The organism is Myxococcus guangdongensis (assembly GCF_024198255.1).
In the GTDB taxonomy this organism is placed as follows: domain Bacteria; phylum Myxococcota; class Myxococcia; order Myxococcales; family Myxococcaceae; genus Myxococcus; species Myxococcus guangdongensis.
Genome location: NZ_JAJVKW010000008.1, coordinates 96,828 through 117,287, shown reverse-complemented (window position 1 = coordinate 117,287; position 20,460 = coordinate 96,828). Strand labels below are relative to the sequence as shown.

Below are 20,460 nucleotides of genomic sequence, written 5' to 3'. Positions count from 1 at the left end.
CGTCCTCCTGGCCCTGCCGCCTCCGGACAACGCGCCGTGCCTCGGAGTTCCCACCAACGAGGGTGGGCGCGCCCAGTTTAATGCGTCCGGGGCGCGCGTGCCGCCGTCCCGCCTGTCCGGCCCCCGGGCGACTGCTGGCCGCGACGAGGGGTGAGCCCGGGCCCGCTCAGAAGGTGTCGTCGCCCAACAGGTAGCGGCCGGTCTGCCACAGGCTGGTGATGTCGTGGACGTCCAGCCCGAAACGCGGCACCCGGATGAGGGGGATGCCCGGGCAGGCGGCCTGCAACTGGGCGATGCCCTTCTGGTCCTGCTCGGCGAGCACCTGGAGCTCGCGCAGCGTCTCCTCCATCTTGGCGCGGCGGGTGGGCGTCAGCGTGGCCGCGTCCGCCCACATGGCCTCGGTGGGCAGCGGATGCACGCGGTTCACCACCAGCGCCACCACCTCCATGCGGTGCTGCTTGAGCAGGGTGTTGAAGTGGATGGCCTCGTCCATGCGCTCGGGGTGGGGGCTGGTCACGAGCACGAAGCCCGTCGTCTTGTCCTCCAGGAGCGAGCGCACGCCGCGCGCCCGTTCGCGGAAGCCCTCGTTCATGCCCGACAAGGACAGCATGAAGCTGGAGAGCTCCTGGAGCATCTCCGTGCCGGTGAACTTGGACAGCGCGCGCAGCACGTAGCCGCTGCGGTTGAAGAGCGACAGGCCCAGCTTGCCCGCCTTCAGCGCGGGCGCCAGCAGCCACTTCGCCGCCTCGTTGTCCAGGAAGTCCAGCACGCGGTTGGGCGCGTCCAGGAAGTCCAGCGCGTGCGCGGTGGGCGGCGTGTCCAGCACGACGAGCTCGTACTCGCCCTTGCGGCGCAGCTCCCAGACCTTCTCCATCGCGATGTATTCCTGGCTGCCCGCCAGGGCCGTGGAGAGCGACTGGTAGAAGCGGTTGGCGAGGATGCGCTCGCGCTGCTCCGGAGGCGCGACGCGGGTGATGAGGTCATCCCACGTCTGCTTCATGTCCAGCATCATCGCGTACAGCGCCGCGCGCGGCGTGACGCCCAGGGGCGCCAGCGCGGAGGCCGGCACCTGCGTCTCCGCGTTGCCGAGCGCGGACAGGCCCAGCGAGTTGGCCAGCCGCTTCGCCGGGTCGATGGTGCACACCAGGCTCTGTCGGCCCTCCACCGCCGAGCGCAGGGCCAGGGTGGCCGCCACCGTCGTCTTCCCGACACCGCCGGAGCCGACACAGATGAGGACGCGCTTGTTCGCGAGCGCGGGCGCGAGGGCCGTGGTGCTCACCGCTCCCCCATCACCAGTGTTTCGAGGTGACCCATGACCTGCTCGATGGCGTCCCGCCCGAACGCGGGGAGGAACAGCCGGGGGATGGTGAACACCGGCGTGTGAAGGTTGCGCTCCAGCTTGGTGCCCGCGAGCACCGTCAGCGCCGCGCGGTCATGGTGCGCCTGGGCCACGGGGTGCAACTCCGGGTGGCCCGCCAGCGCCTCCAGGTCGGCCTCCGTGAAGCGCTCGGGGATGGCCTGGTTGAGCACCGCCGCGTGCGTGCGGAGGTGCACCCGCTCCTTGAGCGCCGCGTGCAGCTCCAGCGCCTCGTTCACCGGCATCTCCTCCGGGAGCGCCACCAGGACGGCCGCCGTCACGGACGGGTCCACCAGCAGGTCGCGCATCTTCTGGGCCTCGCGCGACATGGGGCCCGGGGGCACCGTCTGCACGAGCACCTGCGGCACGCTCAGGAAGGAGATGGCGTGGCCGGTGGCCGGCGCGTCCAGGACGATGGTGTCGAAGCGCCAGCGCCCGTCCGGCAGCTTCTCCTGCAGGTGGTACATGATCTTCCCCAGCAGGACGAGCTCCTGCAGGGACGGCACGAAGCGCAGGAAGTAGCGCACCAGCTTGTTCTCGAAGACCGTCTTGTAGAGGGTCTCGAAGCGCAGGACCATCAGCCCGTACTCGCGCATGGCCTCCTGCGGGCGCACGTCCACGGCCCAGAGGTTCTCCTCCAGCAGCATCACCTCGGGGCCGGCGGGAGGGTGCTCGAGGAAGCGGCTGATGCGCTCCTGCGTGTTCACCTCGCACACCAACGTCCGACGCCCCGCGCGCGCCGAGCGCAGGGCGAGCGCCGCGGCGACGGTGCTCTTGCCCACGCCACCCTTGCCGGAGACGACCCACAACCGCTTGTCCAGGAGCCCTGCCATAAGCGAGCGGCGAACCGTAGGAATCGAGTCTCCAGGAGTCAACGCGTTTGGCCCGGGGTTGTTGCCTTGCTTGACACGTCGCGTTGCCCCCTCGCAGAGTGCGGCGTCTTTTTCCCGACGTCCCGACGGCCAAGGTCCGCCGAGCGGGTGAAAACCAGGCTTCCCATGCTGAAGAACAACCCGGTGATGAAGAAGCTCGTGGAGACGGGCGAGGAGCGCGTCGGCAAGCTGGCGCAGCAGCTGCTCTCCAACGAGAAGTTCGTGGCGACGGTGCAGACGCTGGTGTCGCGCTCGCTGTCGGCCAAGGGCACGCTGGACAGCGCGCTGCGCACGGCCCTGTCGGCCATGAACCTGCCGTCCACGGCGGACCTGGAGCAGCTGCGCTCGAAGGTGGACGACCTGGAGCGGCTCTTGGCGTCGGTGGAGAGCAAGGTGGACACCCTGGTGGCGCAGAAGGCGCCGTCGAAGAAGTAATCACCCGGGCAGGTCCGGGGGAGCCCGAGGCCACCATGCGGCGCATCGCCTTCATCAACGAGAAGGGCGGCACCTGCAAGACGACGCTGGCGGTGAACACCGCCGCGTGGCTCGCCAGGGAGCGCGGCATGCGCGTGCTGCTGGTGGACCTGGACACGCAGGGCCACGCCAGCAAGGCGCTCGGCCTGGACGTGCGCACGCTTCCTCGCAACGTCTTCCACCTGCTGACCGACGACACCGTCGCCCTGGCGGACGTCGTTCGGCCGACGGCCGTGGCCGGGTTGGACGTGCTGCCCTCGTACAAGGAGATGGCGGACTTCCCGGTGGTGGTGGCGTCCCACGCGCGGCGCTCGCACCGGCTGGCGGACCGCCTGGAGGCGGCGAAGGACGCGGGCTACGACGCCGTCGTCTTCGACTCGCCGCCGTCCATGGGGCTCACCACGCGCAACATCCTGGTGGCCGCGACGGAGGTGGTGGTGCCCGTGGCGCTGACGTACCTGGCGCTGGATGGCTGCGCGGAGGTGGCGGACACGGTGCGGCAGGTGGGCGAGGCCGAGGGTCGCTCGGATTTGAGCGTCACCAAGGTGGTGCCCACGCTGTATCGGAAGACGGCGCTGGCCACGGCGATTCTGGAGCGGCTCAGGGCGTACTTCCCGGAGTCACTCGCCACGACGCCGCTGGGCTACGACGTGAAGGTGGACGAGGCCCAGAGCCACGGGAAGACCATCTTCGAGTACGCGCCCCGAAGCCGCGGCGCGCAGATGCTGGCCGCCATCGCCTCGGAGATTCACGGCGGGCCCGCTCCCCGGAAGCGGAAGCGGGCGGCGCCGAGGGCCTGACGGCTCGCTACTCGGACTTCTTCGACTGCTCGATCTGCTCGAGCTTCTTCTCCAGCTCCTCGAGGCGCTGGGTGAGCGACTGCATGTCGCGGCCCAGGGCGGGGAGGTTGCCGGTGAGGTTCTCGACGACGTGCTTCACGCGCTCGTCGATCTTCTTCTGCCAGTCCTCGAAGGCGCGCTGGCTGGCCTTGAGCAGGTCGGCGGGGGACAGGCCACCGGCGGGCAGGTTGGCGTCCGCGGCCTGCTGGAGGGGCTCCTCGGGAGGGACCTCCAGGCCGGCCTTCACGGCCTCTTCGCGGCGCAGGAGCTTGTCGAGGCGGGACTCGGCCTCCTCGCGGATGGAGGCGACGCGAGGGCTGACCTCCTTCTGGATGAAGCCCGAGATGGACTCGCCGGGGTGGCGGATGATCTCCCGCAGCACCGACAGCGGCATCTGGTTCTTCTTCTTCTCCTCCTCGAAGATGATTTGCGCGAGGGTGACCGAGGTCAGGTCTTCTTTCGTGCGGTTGTCGACAATCCGCACCTCGGTGCCCTCCTTGATCATCGCGGCGATCTCATCGAGGGTGACGTACCGGCTCTCCACGGTGTCGTAGAGCTTCCGGTTCGTGTACCGCTTGATGATCTTCGGCTCCTTGCTGCTTGGAGCGCCTGCTTGCTCGGCCTCGCTCATCGGTTTCTCCGCCCCTTTTGGGCTCGACTCCAAGCCACCTTCCATGCCTGAGTCTCGCAGGGGCGAACCTCGTACCAGAGGGGTTGGAGGCGAGCAAGCAGCGAGAACCTGTCTCGCCGGACCCACCTGATGCTCCTATACTCGTGCCTGCCCCAGGCCTGCTGAATGATCGTCAAGTGCGCGCGGTGCCAGACGCGGTTCAAGATCCCCGACGAGAAGGTGACCGAGAAGGGGGTCAAGGTCCGCTGCACCAAATGTCAGAACACGTTCCGCGTCACCCGCGAATCAGGCGGGGAGGATGCCGGTGCGTCCTCGCCTTCCTCGTCGGCCGGGCAGGCCGACCCCTTCGCCGCCTTCGGGGCCGCTGCCGACCCCAAAGGCGTTGAAATCACGCGCCCTGGCTACTTCGCGCAGGGCATCGCGGCGACACGGACGCTCCCCCCAGCCGCCCCCGGGGATGGCTCGTGGAACAGCATGGACGGGGACCTGGACACGGAGGACGGCGTCTTCCGCGAGCCCACCCGTGTGGGTCCCATCCCGCTGCCTCCGGCGCAGTCCTCGGGTGCCCCCGTGGCGGGCGGTCCCGGCGTCGCCGCGGCGCGCAACGCGGGCGCTGTTCCGTTGCCCGGGGCCGCGCAGCCCGTTCGTCCGCCAGTCGACACTTCCTCGGGGTTGTACGGTGGCGCGGTGCCTCCGCCGGTCGATGAGGCCGCCGCATCGCGGCAATCCGGCGCGGTGCCCCTTCCCGGAATCGCGTCCCGGCAGCCTCCGGGTGTCGCGGCGCCTCGGGGGGCGCCAGCCCGCACGGCTCCGCCATCGGGAAGCGCCGCGTCGCAAGGGGCGGACCTCGCGGACCCCTTCGCTGATTTCCTGGCCGCGCCCTCCGCTCCTGGTGGCTCGGCGGATCCGTTCGGCGCAGTGCCCGCGCCCGTGGCTCCTGGCGCGAAGCCGCCCGCGCCTCCGCTCGATGCGGATCCATTCGCGTCCATCGACATCGATGACGGGCCCGCGCTGCCGGCTCCTCGGGCCGCGGTCTCCGCGCCTCCCGCAGCCGAGGATGACCCGTTCGCGTCCATCGACATCGACGACGCGACGTTGGCGGCGCCGCCTCCGTTTGCTTCGGCGCCTCCCGCGAGTTCGCCGGTGGCGGGGCAGACCGCCGCTCCTCGTGCTCCTGGGGGTGTGACGGGGCCGCCGTCTGCTCGGGCTCCTCAATCGGGGGCTCCGCGTGCTGGTGCGCCAGCGACAGGGCGGCCACCCTCGCCTGTGGCGGCGGGGGCCTCGCCGTTTTCGGCGCCCGAGGATGCGACGCTTCCGGGGCGTCCTCCGGCACCGCCGGCGGATCCATTCGCCTCGCTCGACCTGGGTGACGTGACTCAGGCGGGTCGGCCTCCCGCGGACCCGTTCGCCTCGCTCGACCTGGGCGATGCGACGCAGGCGGGTCGGCCGCCTCCGGACCCGTTCGCGGCCCTCGACTCGAGCGACGCAACGCAGCCGGGCCGTCCGCCCGCCGCTCCTGGCCGCGCGGACCCGTTCGCGGCCCTGGCTCCGAACGACGCGACGCAGCCTGGGCGTCCGCCGTCGTCCCCTGCTCGCGCGGGAGGCGCGCCGCCGAATCCGAACGACGCTGGGCGTCCGACCTCCGCCCCTTCTCGTGGAGGTGGCGCGCCGCCGAATCCGAACGACGCGACGCAGGCTGGGCGTCCTCCCGCCGCGCCCGTTCGCGGGGGAACCGCGCCGCTCAATCCGAGCGATGCGACGCAACCGGGGCGTCCGCCCGCCGCCCCTGCTCCCGTGGACCCCTTCCTCGCGCCGGGTGACGCGACGCTCCCGGGCCGTCCTCCCGCGGGTGCGGACCCGTTCGCGTCCCTCGACCTGGGCGACGCGACGCATCCCGGGCATTCGTCACCCGGACAGCCCCCTTCGTCGCCTCCCGGCGCGCAGGACCTGTTCGACCTGAACTCGGACGGCGGCGATGCCTTGGGTGAGCACGCGGGGCTCGAGGCCTCGGACACCGGGCGCGCGGCGTTGTTCGGTGATGTGTCTCCGGGCGCGATGGACCACGATGGCTCGCACGGCGCTTCGTTGAGCTCGCTCCTGGACGACGTGCCTCCCGTGGACGCTGGCCAGGGTGGCGGCGTCACCCTGGGACGCGTGGGCGTCGGGGTGGGGCATCGCGAGGTGCTGGAGCTGGACCCGAGCATGTCCGCCGCGCCCGTGGTCTCCGTGGCCAAGCCCACGGCCCGGCCCGAGGACGTCGGAATCCCCCAGGCCCGCCCGCCCAGCCGCGCGCGCAAGGTGACGGCCCTGTTCGTCAACCTCGTGGTCGCCGCCGCGCTCGTGGTGGGACTGGGCGCGCTGGGCTGGGTCTATCTGCACGAGGGCAGGGTGGACTTCTCGGTCCTCTCGCCCGAGCGCCTGCGCTCGCTCGTCGTCCCCGCGCCCACGCCGCTGGTGGCGCTCGACGTGTCCAACGGCCTGTACGAGACGCAGTCCGGCAAGCCGCTCTTCTTCATCCGAGGCGACGCGGAGAACCGGACCTCCGCGGCCACGCACCTGCGCGTGCGCGGCGCCCTCTTCGATGGGAACCAGCGCGTGCGCTCCGTCGAAGGACTCGCGGGCTCGGTGGCCACGTCGGAGGAGTTGTTCGCGGTGAGCAACACCGAGTCGGCCCTGGCCCTGCGTCAACGCATGGACTCCGCCGCCATCTCCGTGGCTCCCGGCGGCCGAGCGCCCTTCCTGCTCGTCTTCCACGAGTACCCAGCCTCCCTCGATGGCTTCCGGCTCGAAGTGACGGTGGAGGCCGTCCCCGCGCCCGCCGCGGCCGCGCCTCCTCCCTCCGAGCCCACCGCGCCAGCCCAGGCCAAGCCCACGGAGTGAGCCGCCATGCCCTCGCTGGAGGAAGCTCGCAACGTCGTCCGATTCCTCCACGCGCTCGGAGGCGGTGCGTCCGTGCGTCGCAAGGCGGCCGCGAGGGAGCTGTCACGCGGAGACCCGCTCGACGCGAATGAGCTGGTGGGGCACCTCATCTCCCTGGCCCGTCAGGGCTGGGAGCCCGCCACCTGCGTACTGTCCGACTTCATGGCCGCGCTCGCGCAGGAGGCGGAGCACATCCCGCACGTGGGCGCGCTGCGGAGGCTCGCGCATGTGCAGTCGCTCGACACCGTGGCGGACCTGTTCGCCCAAGGCCCCGCGAAGCGCGAGATGAACCCGGATGCCGCCGCCCGCGCGGACGCCAACGCCTTCTCGCAGTCGCTCGGGCACCTCAAGCAGCAGGCCCGGCTCACGAGAGACCCGGACACGCTGTCGCGCCTGGCCACCGTGAGCAACCCCTCCGTCCTGCGCAACGTCCTCATCAACCCCCGCCTCACCGAGGAGTTGGTGGTGCGCGTGGCCGCTCGCCGTCCCGCGCGTCCCGAGCCGCTGCTCGAAATCTGGAGGTCTCCGCGCTGGTCCGTGCGCCACGCCGTGCGCCGGGCGCTCGTCTTCAACCCGTACCTGCCTCCGGAGGTGGGCGCGAAAATCGTCCCGCTGCTCAACACGGGGGACCTGCGCGAGCTCATCTCGGACAACGCCGTGCACGCCTCGCTGCGCGAGCAGGCCGCTCGTCTCCTGGCCGAGGGCCCCGAGTCCCTCCGCGCCACGCGCCCGGAAGCGACGGAAGCACCCAGGGCCCGCGTCGGACACCACGGGCCGGACTGAGCCGAGCTGGTCTCTACCTCACGAGGTCGCGAACCACAGGCGTGCCGCGAACTCACGTCGGACACTCCGAGGCCCGGCGGACGCAAACCGTGCGGTGGGCGCGCGGTGCGCACGCTCCAGCCTCACGGCCCGGACTGAAGACACGTGGCGCGCACAGGGCCCGGACCGCGTCGAGCTGTGAGGAGGGGAGCCAGCCGGCCTAGCGGCGGCGCGGGGCGTCCTGGTCGGTGTACTCGGCGTCGGTGGAGCCCCGACGCGAGGACGGCAGCGACTTGGCGTCGACGAGGTCATCGCCCTTGGACGCCTTGCGGAACGAGTAGACGAACTTGCCCACCGCGTTGCCGAGCTGACCCATCCGGGCGGCCGAGAAGACCACCAGCAGGATGAAGCCGAGGACGATGAGTTCTCCGAGGCCGAGGCCCATGATGAGGGCACAGTGCAGCAAAGGGGCGGGGGAGGCAAGCCGCGCGTCCAGCCGTGGACGCCTGCCCGCACTTCGGCTGCACGCGCCGGCCGCTTCCGTCGCACACTGCGCCCATGCTCCTGCTTGCCCACCGAGGCGCCTCCGCCGACGCCCCCGAGAACACCCTGGAAGCCTTCTCCGAGGCCGTCCATCAGGGCGCCGACGGCGTGGAACTGGACGCCATGGTGTGCGGCTCGGGCGAGGTCGTCGTCTGTCACGACGAGCGCCTGGAGCGCCTGGCCCGCCTGCCGTGGGAGGTGCGCACCACGCCCTGGTGGAAGCTCCAGAAGGCGGACGTGGGCTCCCCCCTCGGCTTCGCTCCAGCCCGCATCCCCCTCTTGGAGGAGGTGCTGGAGTCCCTGCCCCCACAGTTCATCGTCAACATCGAGCTGAAGTGCGAGCGCTTCGATGACGACGGCCTGGCCCGCAAGGTGGCCCGGCTCGTGCGTGACCTGGGCATGGCCGAGCGCGTGGTCATCTCCAGCTTCAACCCGCTGTGCCTGTTCCGGCTGCTCCACGCCGCGCCCGAGCTGCGCCGGGGCTACCTCATCGACCCGGACCGGCGCTGGGGCGTGCAGGCCTACGCGGTGAGCCCGCTCGTGTCGTCGCACTCGGTGCACCCGTACCACGTGGACTGCACGCCGGAGCGGGTGGCCACCTGGCGCGCCGCGGGGCTGCGCGTGGCCGCGTGGACCGTGGATGACGCCGCACGCGCGAGCGAACTCGAGCGCATGGGCGTCAGCTACCTCATCACCAACAGGCCGGGCGCGGTGCGTGAAGCCCTGCGCGCCGCGGCTTGAGTCAGGCGCTCAGAAGTCCAGGCCCAGCGTGGTGCTGAACGCGAAGACCCCCGGCAGACCCCGGTTCTCACTCGCGCCCGGGTCCTCCACGCTGCCCGTGCGGGTAATCGACAGCTCCGCGCCCAGCTGAAGCACGCCGCCGATGAAGCGCACGCCGCCGTAGAAGCGCTGGTTCACGTTGTCGCCGAAGGACACCTTCCGGTACGGCGCCGTGCCGTCCAGCGCCGCGCGCGAGTCGTTCCCGGTGGAGTCCTCGTACGAGCGGTCCGGCTGGAAGTCGATGCGGCTGGTGGTGGCGCCGACGAAGCCCAGGTCCAGGCCGCCGTAGGGCGTCAACGTCACCATGCCGCCCAGGGGGAATGACTTGCCCACGCCCAGGTCCAGGCCCATCACCGTGAGGCTCAAGTCCCGGGTGCCGAACAGCTTCGTCACGTGGCCGCGCACGCCCACGTCCGGCAGCCACGTGAAGCCCTCGTTGACGGCCCACTTCACCTCGCCGGTGGCCACCACCTGGCTGCTCTTCTCCACCCAGCCCACGCGTCCACCCAGCTCCAGCGAGAAGGGCAGGCCCTTGCGCACGTGGAAGGAGGGGATGAGCACCGTGGAGGGCTGCTGGGGGTTCTCGGTGGGGATGCGCACGCTGTCCGGAATCGACACCACGGACAGCTCCGCGTTGATGGCCCAGGCCGAGTGCCCCGTCGTCTCCGGCGGCATCAGGTTCGCCGAGGTGATGGCGGCGCCCATGATGCGCGCGAAGGCCTGGAAGTCGGCGTTGGCGGAGGCGCGCGTCGCCGGATCTCCGAACTCGGAGATGCGCAGGTCGTTTTGGTCCGCGTACGCGGTCGCTCCCGAGACACACGCCGCCAGGGCGAGCCACCGACTGAACGTCCGCATTCGAGTCACCGCCTCCCGAGCACCCGCCGGCCGGGGGCGCCCCACGGCGTCGGACGCTAACGCCTGCTCGCGCGGAGCGTCAACAAAACGGGCGGCCCCTCCCGCCAGTCTCCGTGAGGAGAACTGGCGGAACGGACCGCCCGGGAGGCTGCGTCCGGCGCGGGGGCCGGAGGACTACTGCTGCCGCGGCTTGACCGTCCCCGCCGGCTGACCCGGCGCGGGCACCGTCTGGGCGACCTCCGCGGGACGGCGGCGGATGACCAGGGTGCGGCGGCTGGCGAAGTCGGTGCTCTCGCGCGCCACCACCAGCACGTTGTTGTTGCCCTCCTTGAGCGTGAACTCGGTGGAGAACTTCAACGTGTTGGGCTCGCCCTTGGCCGGGTCCACGCCCTTGAAGAAGACCTTCTGGTCATTCACCAGCACGTACACGTCCAGCAGGCCGTTGGGGTCCGTCACCACGCCGGACAGGGTGAACTTCTCCCCGTTGGCGACCAGGCCGCCCGAGGACGGGTCCGCGTCCAGCTTGATGTCCGGCGGACGGCGCGTCGTCGTCCAGGCCACCTTGGGCGCCACGGGCTTGCCGGCCTTCACCTCGCGAGCGTCCTGGGTGCGCACGAAGGCGAAGCGGTTCTTCTCCAACTCCACGCGCAGGAAGCCCTTCGTCGCGGCCTCCACGGGCAGCACCGCGGCGGAGTTCAGCTTCGCCACCGTGCGGGCGTTCTCCACCGGCGAGCCGAACAGCTCCACCTTCTCCGCGATGCGCACCGTGCCCTTCTTGGGCTCCATCGTGGCCACCGCCGCGTCCTTCACCGGCAGCTCCATCTTCTCCATCACGAACTCCTCGAGGGGCTCGTCGATGATGGCCAGCTTCAGCGGGAAGGTGTCGCCCTTGTAGCCCTTCTTCACCTCCACCTGGAAGCGCGCGGACTTCGTCTCCCCCGACTTCAGCTCGCCGAGTTTGAAGCGGCCCTTCTCGATGAAGATGTTCGCGTCGCCGCCATTCTTGATCTGCGTGAACGAGTCCAGCGCCGTGCCCGGCCCCACGTTCGTCACGTCGAGCAGCACCGCCACCGACTCACCGCGCTGCACCACGCCGTCGCCGTTGCAGCTGGCGCAGTCGTCGATGACCTGCCAGTTGAACGCGAAGGACGGCCGCGGCAGCTCGGCGAAGTTCAGCTCCGACACGCGCGTCTCCGGCAGCGCGCCCTGGTCGTCGAAGAAGCGCACCGTCACGTCGTCGCGGCGGCTGGTGAGATCCTTGGGCAGGCGCACCTTCACCTTCCAGGACTTCTTCTCGCCCGGGTTGAGCGCGCCGAAGATGAACTCGCGGCGGTCCAGGAAGGCGTTGTCGCTCTCGGTCCACGCGCGCACGCGCTTGAGCGGCTCGCCGCCCTTGTTCTCCGCCGTCACCACCATCTCCAGCAGCTCGCCGGCCATGATCTTCGTGTCCGGAGTCGGCGTCAGCGTGCCGGTCAGCTGCACGTTCTTCGGCGTGGGACCCGGGCTCCAGTCCACACCCAGCGCGGCGATGGCGTTGTTGATGCGCGTCTCCTCCTCACGGCGCTTCTGCTCGATGAAGGGCTTGCCCTGCTCCAGCATCTTCTGGCGGGTGGTGGCCGGCGCGCGCAGCACGTAGTCGCGCGCGAACTGCACCTCGAAGTCCTCCTTGATTTCATCCTGGGACTCCGCGTCCAGCTGGTCGTCCAGGTCCTCGCCCTGGCCCGCCACGTCCAGCAGCGGGTCGTTCTCACCGTGCGGCTTCTTCTCCGGCTTCTCGGTGGCGGCGACCTTCGGCTTGGGCTCCTCCTTGGCGGCGGCGGCCAGCTTCTCCTGCTGCTTGGGGTCCACCTTCAGGTACTTGAGGCTCTCGCGCGGCTTCTCGCGGTCCAGCACGTCCTCGCGCTTCTTGGCGACGGTGGCCGAGTCCGGGTTGCCGAAGTGCTGGTCCAGGTCCGCCTCGCCCATGGAGCGGCGCGACGCGAACACGTCCACGCGCTCGTCGGTGACGCGGGTGGGCACCAGCTGGATGTCCGGGACGATGCCGACCTCCTGGATGGAGACGTCGCCGGGCGTCAGGTACTTGGCGATGGTCAGCTTCAGCGCGCTGTCATCCGGGAAGTCGTACAGCACCTGCACGCTGCCCTTGCCGAAGGTCTGCCGGCCGATGATGACGCCGCGGTTCAGGTTCTTGAGCGCGCCCGCCACGATTTCGGACGCCGACGCGCTGCCCGCGTTCACCAGCACCGCGATGGGGTAGGAGTCCTCGCCCTCCGTGGGTCGCGCGCGCTTCTCCTCGCGCAGCTTGTCCGACAGGCCCACCGTCGCGACGATGGTGCCGCTCGACAGGAACGTGTCCGACACCTGGATGGCCTGCTCCAGCAGACCGCCCGGGTTGCCGCGCAAATCCAGCACCAGGCCCTTGAAGCCGCCCTTGGCGTCCGCCTGCTTGCGCAGCTCGCCCAGCCCCGCCTCCAGGTCGCGCGTGGTGTTGCCCTGGAAGTTCTTCAGCCGGATGTAGCCGACGTTCCCGGAGAGCATCTTGTGCTGGACGCTCTCGATGGAGATCATCGCGCGCGCCACCGTCATCACCCGCGGCTTCTCCCAGCCGTCGCGCTCCACGGTGATCGTGATGCGGCTGTCCACCGGACCGCGCAGCTTGGACACGGCCTCGTTGAGGTCCATGTTGACGGTGGACTCCTCGCCAATCTTCTTGATGCGGTCATCCTTCTGGATGCCGGCGCGGTGCGCGGGCGTCTTGGGCAGCACCTTGACGACGGTGAGGTTGCCCTCGCGCATCTGGATGACGAAGCCCAGGCCGCCGAACTCGCCCTTGGTGGACAGCTTCATCTCCCGGTACAGCTCCGGGCGCAGCAGCACCGAGTGCGGGTCCAGGGTGGACAGCATGCCGTTGACGGCGGCGTACTCGATGTCGCGCGTGTCCTCGATGGGGCGCATGTTCTTCGACAGGAAGTCGAAGACGTCCTTGAGCGCGAACGACATCTTCCACAGCGAGTCGACGTGCGCGATGTCGAACTCGCGCGACTTGCCGTTGACGTTGACCGACAGCTTGCCCGTCTCCGGGTTGCCGTCCACCAGCACGTCCGGGACGCTCTTCTCCACGTACTCGAGCGAGGAGATCATCATCTCCTTCGGCTTGATGCGCTTGGGGTCGACGTAGTTCTCCTTCACGTAGAGGATGACCTTGGTCAGCACGCGAAGGCTGTTGAGGTCATGCGGCGCCTTCTCGCCCTTCGCGGAGGGCAGGCTGCCGTCCCAGGTGCCCTGCGCCTGCCCGGCCTCGGCCGCGCCCATCATCAGCGGTATCGGCGCGCGATGGCTGCCCACGAGGGCCCATGCTCCGAGGAGCACGGCTACGGCGGAGATGCGGCGGAGAAAACGCGGCATGTGATTCATCCAAGCTGGAGCACCGTTCGGCGCTCCGGGGTGTGACGTGAAATGCCTAGAAAATCCGAACCCTTGAAACGGTAGCTGGGCATTGAAGCGGCCGGGCAAGCCTAATCACGGCTTTCTGGTGCTTCAAGGCGTCGACTCTCCGCTGAAGAGGCAGAACGTCCCTGGCGGGCACTGCGTTCCCGCCCTGTTGGCTCCGACAGTCGGTGGAGGCGTTTATTTCAGGGCAGCGCCCCCTGGCTGGCCCCGGGAGGGGGCGGCAGGAGGCCTGCCTTCAGGAACCCCCGGTAGAGGAGGGTCCCCGCGACGATGGCCACCGGGAGGAAGAACGTATTGAGGATCGGCACCCAGAGCAGGACGTAGACGCCCGCCCCCAGGCCCAGGCAGAGGGCGCGGCGCTGGCGGAGCATCCGGCGCACCTCGGCGAAGGGGTACAGGTGGCGCGTCATGGGGGCGGCCAGGAACTCGCCCGCCATCCAGGTCATCGTCCACAGGGCCCCGAGCACCGTCCACAGCACGCTGCCCACCCCGGGGATGAGGTGCAGGGGGAGCAGGAGCGTCAGCCCGGCGACCAGGAAGAAGAGCCGGGCGAGCGTGTGGAAGAGGCCCGTGGTGATGCCCCGCACGAAGCCGGCCAGGGTGAAGGGTGGGCCGTCGTTTCCTCCACAGAGGGCCTCGGTGGCCTCCGACAGCGGATCCTGCAGGGGGGCCAGCAGGAGGGGCGGGACGATGTTGGCGCCCACCACCCAGAGCACCAGGCCCGCGAGCACCAGCACCGTGTACCAGGCGCCCCGGCCGTACCAGGACTCGGGCAGGGGCCAGACGGAGCCCAGGGCCTGGGGGGCGTAGTGGTACAGCAGCCAGGCCAGGCCCACCAGGGCGATGGCGGTGACGACGGCGCACAGGGTGGACAGCACGAAGAGGCGGCGGGAGCGCAGGATGAGGCCCGCGGCCCGGCCGAGGAGGCCCAGGCCCTGGAAGAAATCGGACAGGCGCGGCTGGGGGGACACAGTGGGGATGGGAGAGGGAGGGCTCATGGCGGGCCAGTGCGCGAATCGACAGCGGGTCCGGAGGTCCCCGTTATATAGGGCGCGCCCATGTCACTCGACCTCAAGCGAGCCGTCTCCGAGCCCATCACCTCCGTCGACATGCTGGTGTCGGGATTTCGCGCCGCCGAGAAACCCCAGGAGGAGCTGCGCCTGGGGCTCGAGCACGAGAAGCTCCTCTACCCGGTGGGCTCGTCCGAGCCGGTCCCCTACGAGGGTGACTCCGGGGTGGGCGCGCTCCTGATCCGACTGGCCCCCGACGGCTACGTCCCGTTCCGGGAGACGCCGGACTCCCCCGTCATCGCCCTGCAGCGCGAGCGCGGCGAGGCCACCATCTCCCTGGAGCCCGGCGGCCAGTTCGAGCTGTCCGGCAGCCCCTTCCACACCGCGCGCGAGGCGCACGCGGAGAACCTGGCCCACCTGAAGCAGGTGAAGGCGGCGGCGGGGGCGCTGGGACTGCGGCTCGTGACGCTGGGGTACCGGCCCACGGGGACGACGTTCACCCAGCCGTGGATGCCCAAGAGCCGCTACCTGGTGATGCGGCGCACCCTGCCGGAGCGCGGCCGGCTGGCGCTGAACATGATGTTGATGACCGCCACCGGACAGGTGTCGCTCGACTGGAAGGACGAGGCCGACTGTGTCCGCAAGACGGTGGTGGTGGCGCGACTGTCACCCATCATGAACGCGCTGTACGCCAACAGCCCGCTCGTGGACGGCAGGCCCTCCGGGTACCTGTCCTTCAGGAACCGCGTCTGGGACGAGGTGGACCCGACGCGCTGCGGCTACCTGCCGGCGTTCTTCGACGGCTCCTTCTCCTACCGGGCCTACGTGGACTGGGCGCTGGACGCGCCGCTGCTCTTCCTGCGCCGCGAGGGGAAGTACCTGCACCCGAAGCTCACCTTCCGACAGTTGCTGGAGCAGGGCTTCGAGGGGCAGCCGCCGGACCTGGCGGACTGGACGGACCATCTGTCCACGCTCTTCCCCGAGGTGCGGCTGAAGAAGGTCGTCGAGGTGCGGGGCGCGGACTGCGGCAACGCGGCGATGACGGGCGCGCTGGCGGCCTTGTGGCGCGGCATCCTGTACGACGCCACCGCGCTGGACGAGGCGGAGCGGCTGTTGCCCCAGCTCACGTACGTGGAGCACCTGGCCTTCCACGACACGGCCCGGCGCGAGGGGCTGGCGGGGCGGCTGGGCGCGCGCGAGCTGTACCGGCTCGCGGAGGAGATGGTGGGCATCGCGCGGCGGGGTCTGGGACGGCTGGACGCGGCGGATGCGCCGTTGTTGGAGCCGCTCGCGGAGGTCGCCGCGTCGAAGCGCTCACCGGCGGCGGAGCTGCTCGAGGCGTGGGAGAAGGACCCACGCCCCGAGACGGTGCTCGCGCTGCGCACGGTGTGAGCGGACCGGTTAGAAGCGGCCGCCCAGGGTGAGGTTGGCGTTGAAGAGACTGCCCTTGGCGGCGCTGGTGGTGCCGGGGCGGTCCACGATGTCCTCTCCGCCCAGCAGGCGGTAGGTGGCCCGGGCGCCCGCGAAGAGGACGCGGCCCAAGCGGTAGTCCACGCCGGCGGCGAGCGGGAACTCGGCTATCCAGTCACTCTGGTAGACGCCGTCGGCGCCGTCGGTGGGGTCGACGTAGCTCAGGCCCGCGCCGGCGCCGACGAAGGGGCGCCACTTCTCGTCGATGAGCGGGCCCGCCTTGGCCATGAGGCCCAGGTTGTTTCGCCACAGGCCCGAGTCCTCGTTGTCGACGCGCCTGGCGTCGACGGGCATGCGCTGCAGCTCGTAGCCGACCTCGATTCCCACGTACTTCCAGGCCTGGGCGTCGGCGTTGATGCTGAAGAGCGGTCCCACGCCCACGTCCCTGCCCAGGTCTCCGGTGAAGCTGCCCAGGCCCAGTCGCACGTCGAGACCGACCTCGGGCTCCCGCCTCATGTCCAGGGCCCCCGCCACCTTCTGGGCCTCAATCGCGAACGCCGGGCTCGCCAGCGTCACGGTCGCTACGGCAACTCCCCCCCACGTCGAACGTCGCATCGATTACCTCCTCGCAAATCCGGTCAGCGGAAAGCTGGGCATCCGTTGAGTCGGCTACAGAGGGAGGCCACTGGGGCGGCGGTGGTTCGGAAGGTCCGCCAGGAGACGGACGGAGGGGCGCTCAGCGGCGGCCGAAGAGCTTCTTCAGCCCGGACAACAGTCCGCTGGGGCGGGCCTCGGGCTCGCCTACCAGCGGCGAGCGGGCGACGAGCGCCTCGCGCCCCGCGTCGTCCAGGTCCTCCAGGGCGAGGGAGACAGGCTGGCGGCGCACGCCTGGCAGCGTGGCCTCAAGGCTCAGCGCGGCGTCTGCGGACAGGGTGAAGTGCAGCTCCACCTCGCCCGGGCGCTCGACGTTGAGCGAGAGGCGGCCGAGGTATTCGTTCTCCGCGACGAGCGGCGCGGCGCCCTGGAAGAGGGCGAGCTCCAGCGGGCCAGGCGCGGACACGGGGATGACGAGCGTCTTGCCTGCGGGCAGTCGTGTCGTGCGCTCGAGCACGCGGCGCTGGGTGCCTCCGCGCTCGGCGACGCCGATGGGGGCGGAGAGGACTTCGGAGACGGAGGCCGCGGGCTTGCCGCCCTCTGCGAGCACGATGCCGTGGCCGAGCAGTGCCGCGCCCAGGGCCACGGCGCCGCGCGCGTCCACGTCGTCGCGCACGGGCACGCCGAGGCTCTCTTCGAGGCGGCGGCGGACGAGGGGTGTGCGGCCCTGGCCACCCACGAGGAGCACGGCGTCGAGTCCCTGAGGAGAGAGGGCGTTGGAGTCGAGGACCTCGCGCACGACGGACGTCACGCGCTGGGCGAGGTCCGCGGTGAGGGCCTCCATGCGCTCGCGGCTGAGCGGGGGGACGCTTCCGGAGGGCAGGGTGACGTCCACCTGGTCCTTCTCGGTGAGGGCCATCTTGGCGGACTCGGCGGCGCTTCGCAGGGGGCCCCAGTCGAGCGGGTGCTCGGGGCGGGGGATGCCCTGGGCGGCGAGGTCGCTGGCGAGGGCCTCGGCGATGCGGGCGTCGAAGTCCAGGCCGCCCACGGTGGGGTCTCCGCCGGTGGTGATGACCTCCAGGTCGTCACCGGTGACCTGGACGACGCACACGCCGAGCCCGCCGCCACCGAGGTCCACGACGAGGACGCGCTTGCGAGCCAGGCCCTTGCCGTGGCCGTGCGCGAGGGCCGCGGCGGCGGGGGCGGTGAGGATGCGCTGGGCATCGAGCCCGGCCATGGTGGCCGCGTCACGCAGGGCGGCGCGCTGTCGGTCGGTGAAGTGGGTGGGCGCGCAGATGACGGCGCGAGAGGCCTTCCGGCCGACGAAGGTCGCGGCGGCGTGCTTCAGCTCGCGCAGGAGGAGCGCGGTGACGAGCGTGGGGGCGACGAGGCGTCCCCCGAGCTCCACGGAGGCGTCCCCGCTCGGGTCCGCGGCGACGGGGAAGGGGAGTTGTGGAGCGAGGGTGCGCAGGCGGGGCGAGCGTGCGCGCAGGCCGAGCAGACGCATGAGTCCGGGCGCGGCGCGACGTGGGGCCCGTGTGGCCTCGACTTGTGCGGCGGGGCCGACGAGCAGCTCTTCGTTGCCGTCCACGGCGATGAGGGCAGGGAGTTCGTGGCCCTCCGTGCCCGGGAGCGGGACGAGCTGAGCGATGCCGTCGTGGAAGACGGCGACGCGCGCGTGCGAGGTGCCCAGGTCGATGCCGAGGACGACCTCGGGGAGCGAGGGGGAGGTGGTGGGCGCGGAGACGGGGACTTCGAGCAGCGCGCGGCGGCGATTGCGCGCGGTGTCTGCATCTTGTGGAGGCGTCGGGGCTTCGCTGGGCTCGGACCGCGGCTCGGTGTTGGGGCGAGGCGCGGGCTGGGGCGAGCGAGTGGGGTCGGTGGTGCCAGTGACTGCGGACGCGCCTGTGATGTTCGTGGTGCTGAGCACCGATGCGACGGTGGAGTGTGCCGACTGACCGGGCTGGGTCGTGCTCGCCGTGGCGGTCACGTCTGCTGCGCCGAGGTTGTTCGACGCAGCCTGTGTCGACGGAGCCGACTCGGTCGTGGCCGTCGATGCGGTCATGCCTGCTGCATTGACGTTGCTCGACGCAGGCAGCGTCGACGGAGCCGACTCGGTCGTGTCCGTAGAAGCGGTTACGTCTGCTGCATTGATGTTGTTCGGCGCGGGCAGTGTCGACGATGTCGACTCGGACCTGCCCGTAGATGCGGATGCGGCCACGCCCGCTGCACCGGTGCTATTCGACACCGGCTGTGTCGATGGGGCTGACTCGGTCGTGGGCGTAGATGCGGTGACGCCTGCTGCACCGATGCTGCTCGACACAGGCTGCGTCGATGGGGCTGACTCGGTCGTGCTCGCAGATGCGGTCACGTCTGCTGCGCCGGTGCTGTTCGGCGCAGGCCGTGTCGATGGGACCGACGCGGTCGTGCCCGCCGTAGCGGTCGCTTCTGCTGCACTGGTGTTGTTCGGCGCAGGCTGCGTCGGTGAGGCTGCCTCGGTCGTGCTCGCAGATGCGGTTACGTCTGCTGCACCGGTGCTGTTCGGCGCAGGCCGTGTCGATGGGACCGACGCGGTTGTGCCCGCCGTGGCGGCCGCTTCTGCTGCACCAGTGCTGTTCGGCGCAGGCTGCGTCGACGAAGCCGACTCGGTCGTGTTCGCAGATGCGGTCACGTCTGCTGCACCGGTGCTTTTCGACGCAGGCTGCGTCGACGAAGCCGACTCGGTCGCGGTGGCGTCTGCTGCACCGATGCTGTTCGACGCAGGCAGTGTCGACGAAGCCGAATCGGTCGTGCCCGTAGATGCGGCCACGCCTGCTGTACTGGTGCTGCTCGACACAGGCGGTGTCGATGAATCCGACTCGGTCGTGGTGGCCGTCACTCCTGCCGCATCCAAGCTGCTCGGCGCAGTCGGCCGTGTAGATGGAACCGACTCGATCGTGCCGGTAGATGCCGTCACCCCGGGTGCACCGATGCTGCTCGACACGGGCTTTGCCGATGGGGCCGACTCGGTCGTGCCCGCCTTGACGGTTACGCCAGCCGCACCGACGCTGCTCGATGCAGTGGGTCGTGAGGATGGCGTCGACTCAGTCGCGCTCGTCGATGCGGACGTCGTGATGGGCACGCCTGCAGCACCGGAGTTGTTCGTGGTGCTTGGCGTCGATGAATCGGTGGTCCGTGTCGCGGGGCCAGATTCTGTGGTGCCCGTGATGGGGGGCGCCCCTTCGGCACCGGTGATGTTCGTGCGGCTTGTCGCGCTGCCCGTGGCCACGGCGGTTACGCCCTCTGCACTGGTGCTACTCGTGCTGGGCCCCGAAGAAGGACTCGGGTCGACGGACTGGAACGACAACTCCGCATCGCTCGTCGGAGCATCGCCCCACGTGTCCGCAGCGTTGGGGCGTGTTGAAGCCTCGACGTGCTCCCCGGCGACGGTAGACGAAGGCGTCGACGGCTCCGACGTGCCAGTCACGTACTCGAAGCGAGCCGGAGCAGTCGTCGCAGGTTCGGTGGTGGACGCGGCCGAATCCGTGGAGATGACCGCCAGGTCCGTCGAGTACTCCGACGCTGGAGTCGGCTCCACCAGCGACGCGACGGTGCTCGTCGAGCCCGCGAAGGTCGAACCCCCTGTTTGCGTCGATGTCGTCGTTGGCCCTGAAGAATCAACGGCAGGTGAGCCCGTTGTCTCCTCGAGCTGCGCAGCCGACGGTGACGGTGTGGCATCCCGTGCATCGAAGTCGTCGCCGAAGAGCGCCTCGGCCGAGAGTGTCGACCTCGACGCTGGAGAAACCGTCGCTTCCAGTGACCGCGCACCCGTCTGTTCGGCAGTGCCGGCAGGCTCGTCGTCATCGGGGCCGAACAGGCTCGCGGTGATGTCGAAGTCGAGCGAGGTGCTCGCATCCTCCTGTGCGTGAGCCCCCTCCGCCTGGCTGGGCTCCACACCCGGCATCCCGGAGTCCGAAGCACCCGA

16 protein-coding genes and 1 pseudogene are annotated in these 20,460 nt (G+C 70.4%); 8 read left to right on the top strand and 9 right to left on the bottom strand.

Features of this window, described 5'->3' with window-relative positions; genetic code table 11:
* Nucleotides 1-166: 166 nt before the first annotated feature.
* Nucleotides 167-1,279: an ArsA family ATPase gene (locus tag LXT21_RS24450; RefSeq protein WP_254040589.1), complete on the bottom strand. Its 1,113-nt coding sequence runs from the start codon at nt 1,277-1,279 to the stop codon at nt 167-169.
* On the bottom strand, nt 1,276-2,190 hold the full coding sequence (locus LXT21_RS24445; protein ID WP_254040588.1) for an ArsA family ATPase: 915 nt from the start codon (nt 2,188-2,190) through the stop codon (nt 1,276-1,278). The genes LXT21_RS24450 and LXT21_RS24445 overlap by 4 nt, the downstream gene beginning before the upstream one ends.
* Before the next feature lie 165 nt (nt 2,191-2,355).
* Here LXT21_RS24445 and LXT21_RS24440 point away from each other — a divergent pair, with 165 nt between their 5' ends.
* Entirely contained in the window at nt 2,356-2,664 is a 309-nt protein-coding gene (locus LXT21_RS24440; RefSeq protein WP_254040587.1) for a hypothetical protein, read from the top strand.
* Nucleotides 2,665-2,699: 35 nt separating this feature from the next.
* Nucleotides 2,700-3,503, top strand: coding sequence for a ParA family protein (locus tag LXT21_RS24435; RefSeq protein WP_254040586.1), 804 nt, complete (start codon nt 2,700-2,702; stop codon nt 3,501-3,503).
* 7 nt (nt 3,504-3,510) lie between these two features.
* On the opposite strand, the gene LXT21_RS24430 is transcribed toward LXT21_RS24435, so the two are convergent.
* Nucleotides 3,511-4,173, bottom strand: coding sequence for a polyhydroxyalkanoate synthesis regulator DNA-binding domain-containing protein (locus tag LXT21_RS24430; protein ID WP_254040585.1), 663 nt, complete (start codon nt 4,171-4,173; stop codon nt 3,511-3,513).
* Between the two features lie 165 nt (nt 4,174-4,338).
* On the opposite strand from LXT21_RS24430, the pseudogene LXT21_RS45450 reads away from it, so the two are divergent.
* From LXT21_RS45450 to LXT21_RS24415, 3 genes and pseudogenes are all read left to right on the top strand, one after another.
* Nucleotides 4,339-4,437, top strand: a pseudogene (locus LXT21_RS45450) (zinc-ribbon domain-containing protein); the annotation flags it as partial.
* A 1,107-nt stretch (nt 4,438-5,544) separates the two neighbouring features.
* Nucleotides 5,545-7,053 (top strand): hypothetical protein, encoded by a 1,509-nt coding sequence (locus LXT21_RS45445; protein WP_254040880.1) that lies wholly within the window; start codon nt 5,545-5,547, stop codon nt 7,051-7,053.
* 6 nt (nt 7,054-7,059) lie between these two features.
* The gene (locus tag LXT21_RS24415; protein ID WP_254040584.1) at nt 7,060-7,875 is read left to right on the top strand and encodes a hypothetical protein; all 816 of its coding nucleotides are present in this window, start codon (nt 7,060-7,062) and stop codon (nt 7,873-7,875) included.
* Between the two features lie 199 nt (nt 7,876-8,074).
* On the opposite strand, the gene LXT21_RS24410 is transcribed toward LXT21_RS24415, so the two are convergent.
* Nucleotides 8,075-8,299 (bottom strand): twin-arginine translocase TatA/TatE family subunit, encoded by a 225-nt coding sequence (locus LXT21_RS24410; RefSeq protein WP_254040583.1) that lies wholly within the window; start codon nt 8,297-8,299, stop codon nt 8,075-8,077.
* Between the two features lie 113 nt (nt 8,300-8,412).
* Between LXT21_RS24410 and LXT21_RS24405 the strand changes: the two genes are divergently transcribed.
* Nucleotides 8,413-9,138: a glycerophosphodiester phosphodiesterase gene (locus tag LXT21_RS24405; protein ID WP_254040582.1), complete on the top strand. Its 726-nt coding sequence runs from the start codon at nt 8,413-8,415 to the stop codon at nt 9,136-9,138.
* 9 nt (nt 9,139-9,147) lie between these two features.
* Here LXT21_RS24405 and LXT21_RS24400 read toward each other — a convergent pair whose 3' ends face one another.
* The 3 genes from LXT21_RS24400 to LXT21_RS24390 all read right to left on the bottom strand — a co-directional run bounded on the left by LXT21_RS24400 (nt 9,148) and on the right by LXT21_RS24390 (nt 14,480).
* Entirely contained in the window at nt 9,148-10,032 is an 885-nt protein-coding gene (locus tag LXT21_RS24400) for a hypothetical protein (RefSeq protein WP_254040581.1), read from the bottom strand.
* A 174-nt stretch (nt 10,033-10,206) separates the two neighbouring features.
* Entirely contained in the window at nt 10,207-13,446 is a 3,240-nt protein-coding gene (locus LXT21_RS24395) for an MXAN_5808 family serine peptidase (RefSeq protein ID WP_254040580.1), read from the bottom strand.
* 218 nt (nt 13,447-13,664) lie between these two features.
* Entirely contained in the window at nt 13,665-14,480 is an 816-nt protein-coding gene (locus tag LXT21_RS24390) for an EI24 domain-containing protein (RefSeq protein WP_254040579.1), read from the bottom strand.
* Between the two features lie 60 nt (nt 14,481-14,540).
* On the opposite strand from LXT21_RS24390, the gene LXT21_RS24385 reads away from it, so the two are divergent.
* On the top strand, nt 14,541-15,884 hold the full coding sequence (locus LXT21_RS24385) for a glutamate--cysteine ligase (RefSeq protein ID WP_254040578.1): 1,344 nt from the start codon (nt 14,541-14,543) through the stop codon (nt 15,882-15,884).
* Between the two features lie 9 nt (nt 15,885-15,893).
* Here LXT21_RS24385 and LXT21_RS24380 read toward each other — a convergent pair whose 3' ends face one another.
* Nucleotides 15,894-16,478 carry an outer membrane beta-barrel protein gene (locus tag LXT21_RS24380; protein ID WP_254040577.1) on the bottom strand — a complete coding sequence of 195 codons (585 nt, stop codon included), beginning with the start codon at nt 16,476-16,478 and terminating at the stop codon, nt 15,894-15,896.
* A gap of 160 nt (nt 16,479-16,638) precedes the next feature.
* Complete coding sequence (locus tag LXT21_RS24375) at nt 16,639-18,561, bottom strand: Hsp70 family protein (RefSeq protein WP_254040865.1); 1,923 nt, start codon at nt 18,559-18,561, stop codon at nt 16,639-16,641.
* On the opposite strand from LXT21_RS24375, the gene LXT21_RS24370 reads away from it, so the two are divergent.
* On the top strand, nt 18,542-20,404 hold the full coding sequence (locus tag LXT21_RS24370; RefSeq protein ID WP_254040879.1) for a hypothetical protein: 1,863 nt from the start codon (nt 18,542-18,544) through the stop codon (nt 20,402-20,404). The two genes, LXT21_RS24375 and LXT21_RS24370, sit on opposite strands and share 20 nt — an antisense overlap.
* The last annotated feature ends 56 nt before the right edge of the window (nt 20,405-20,460 follow it).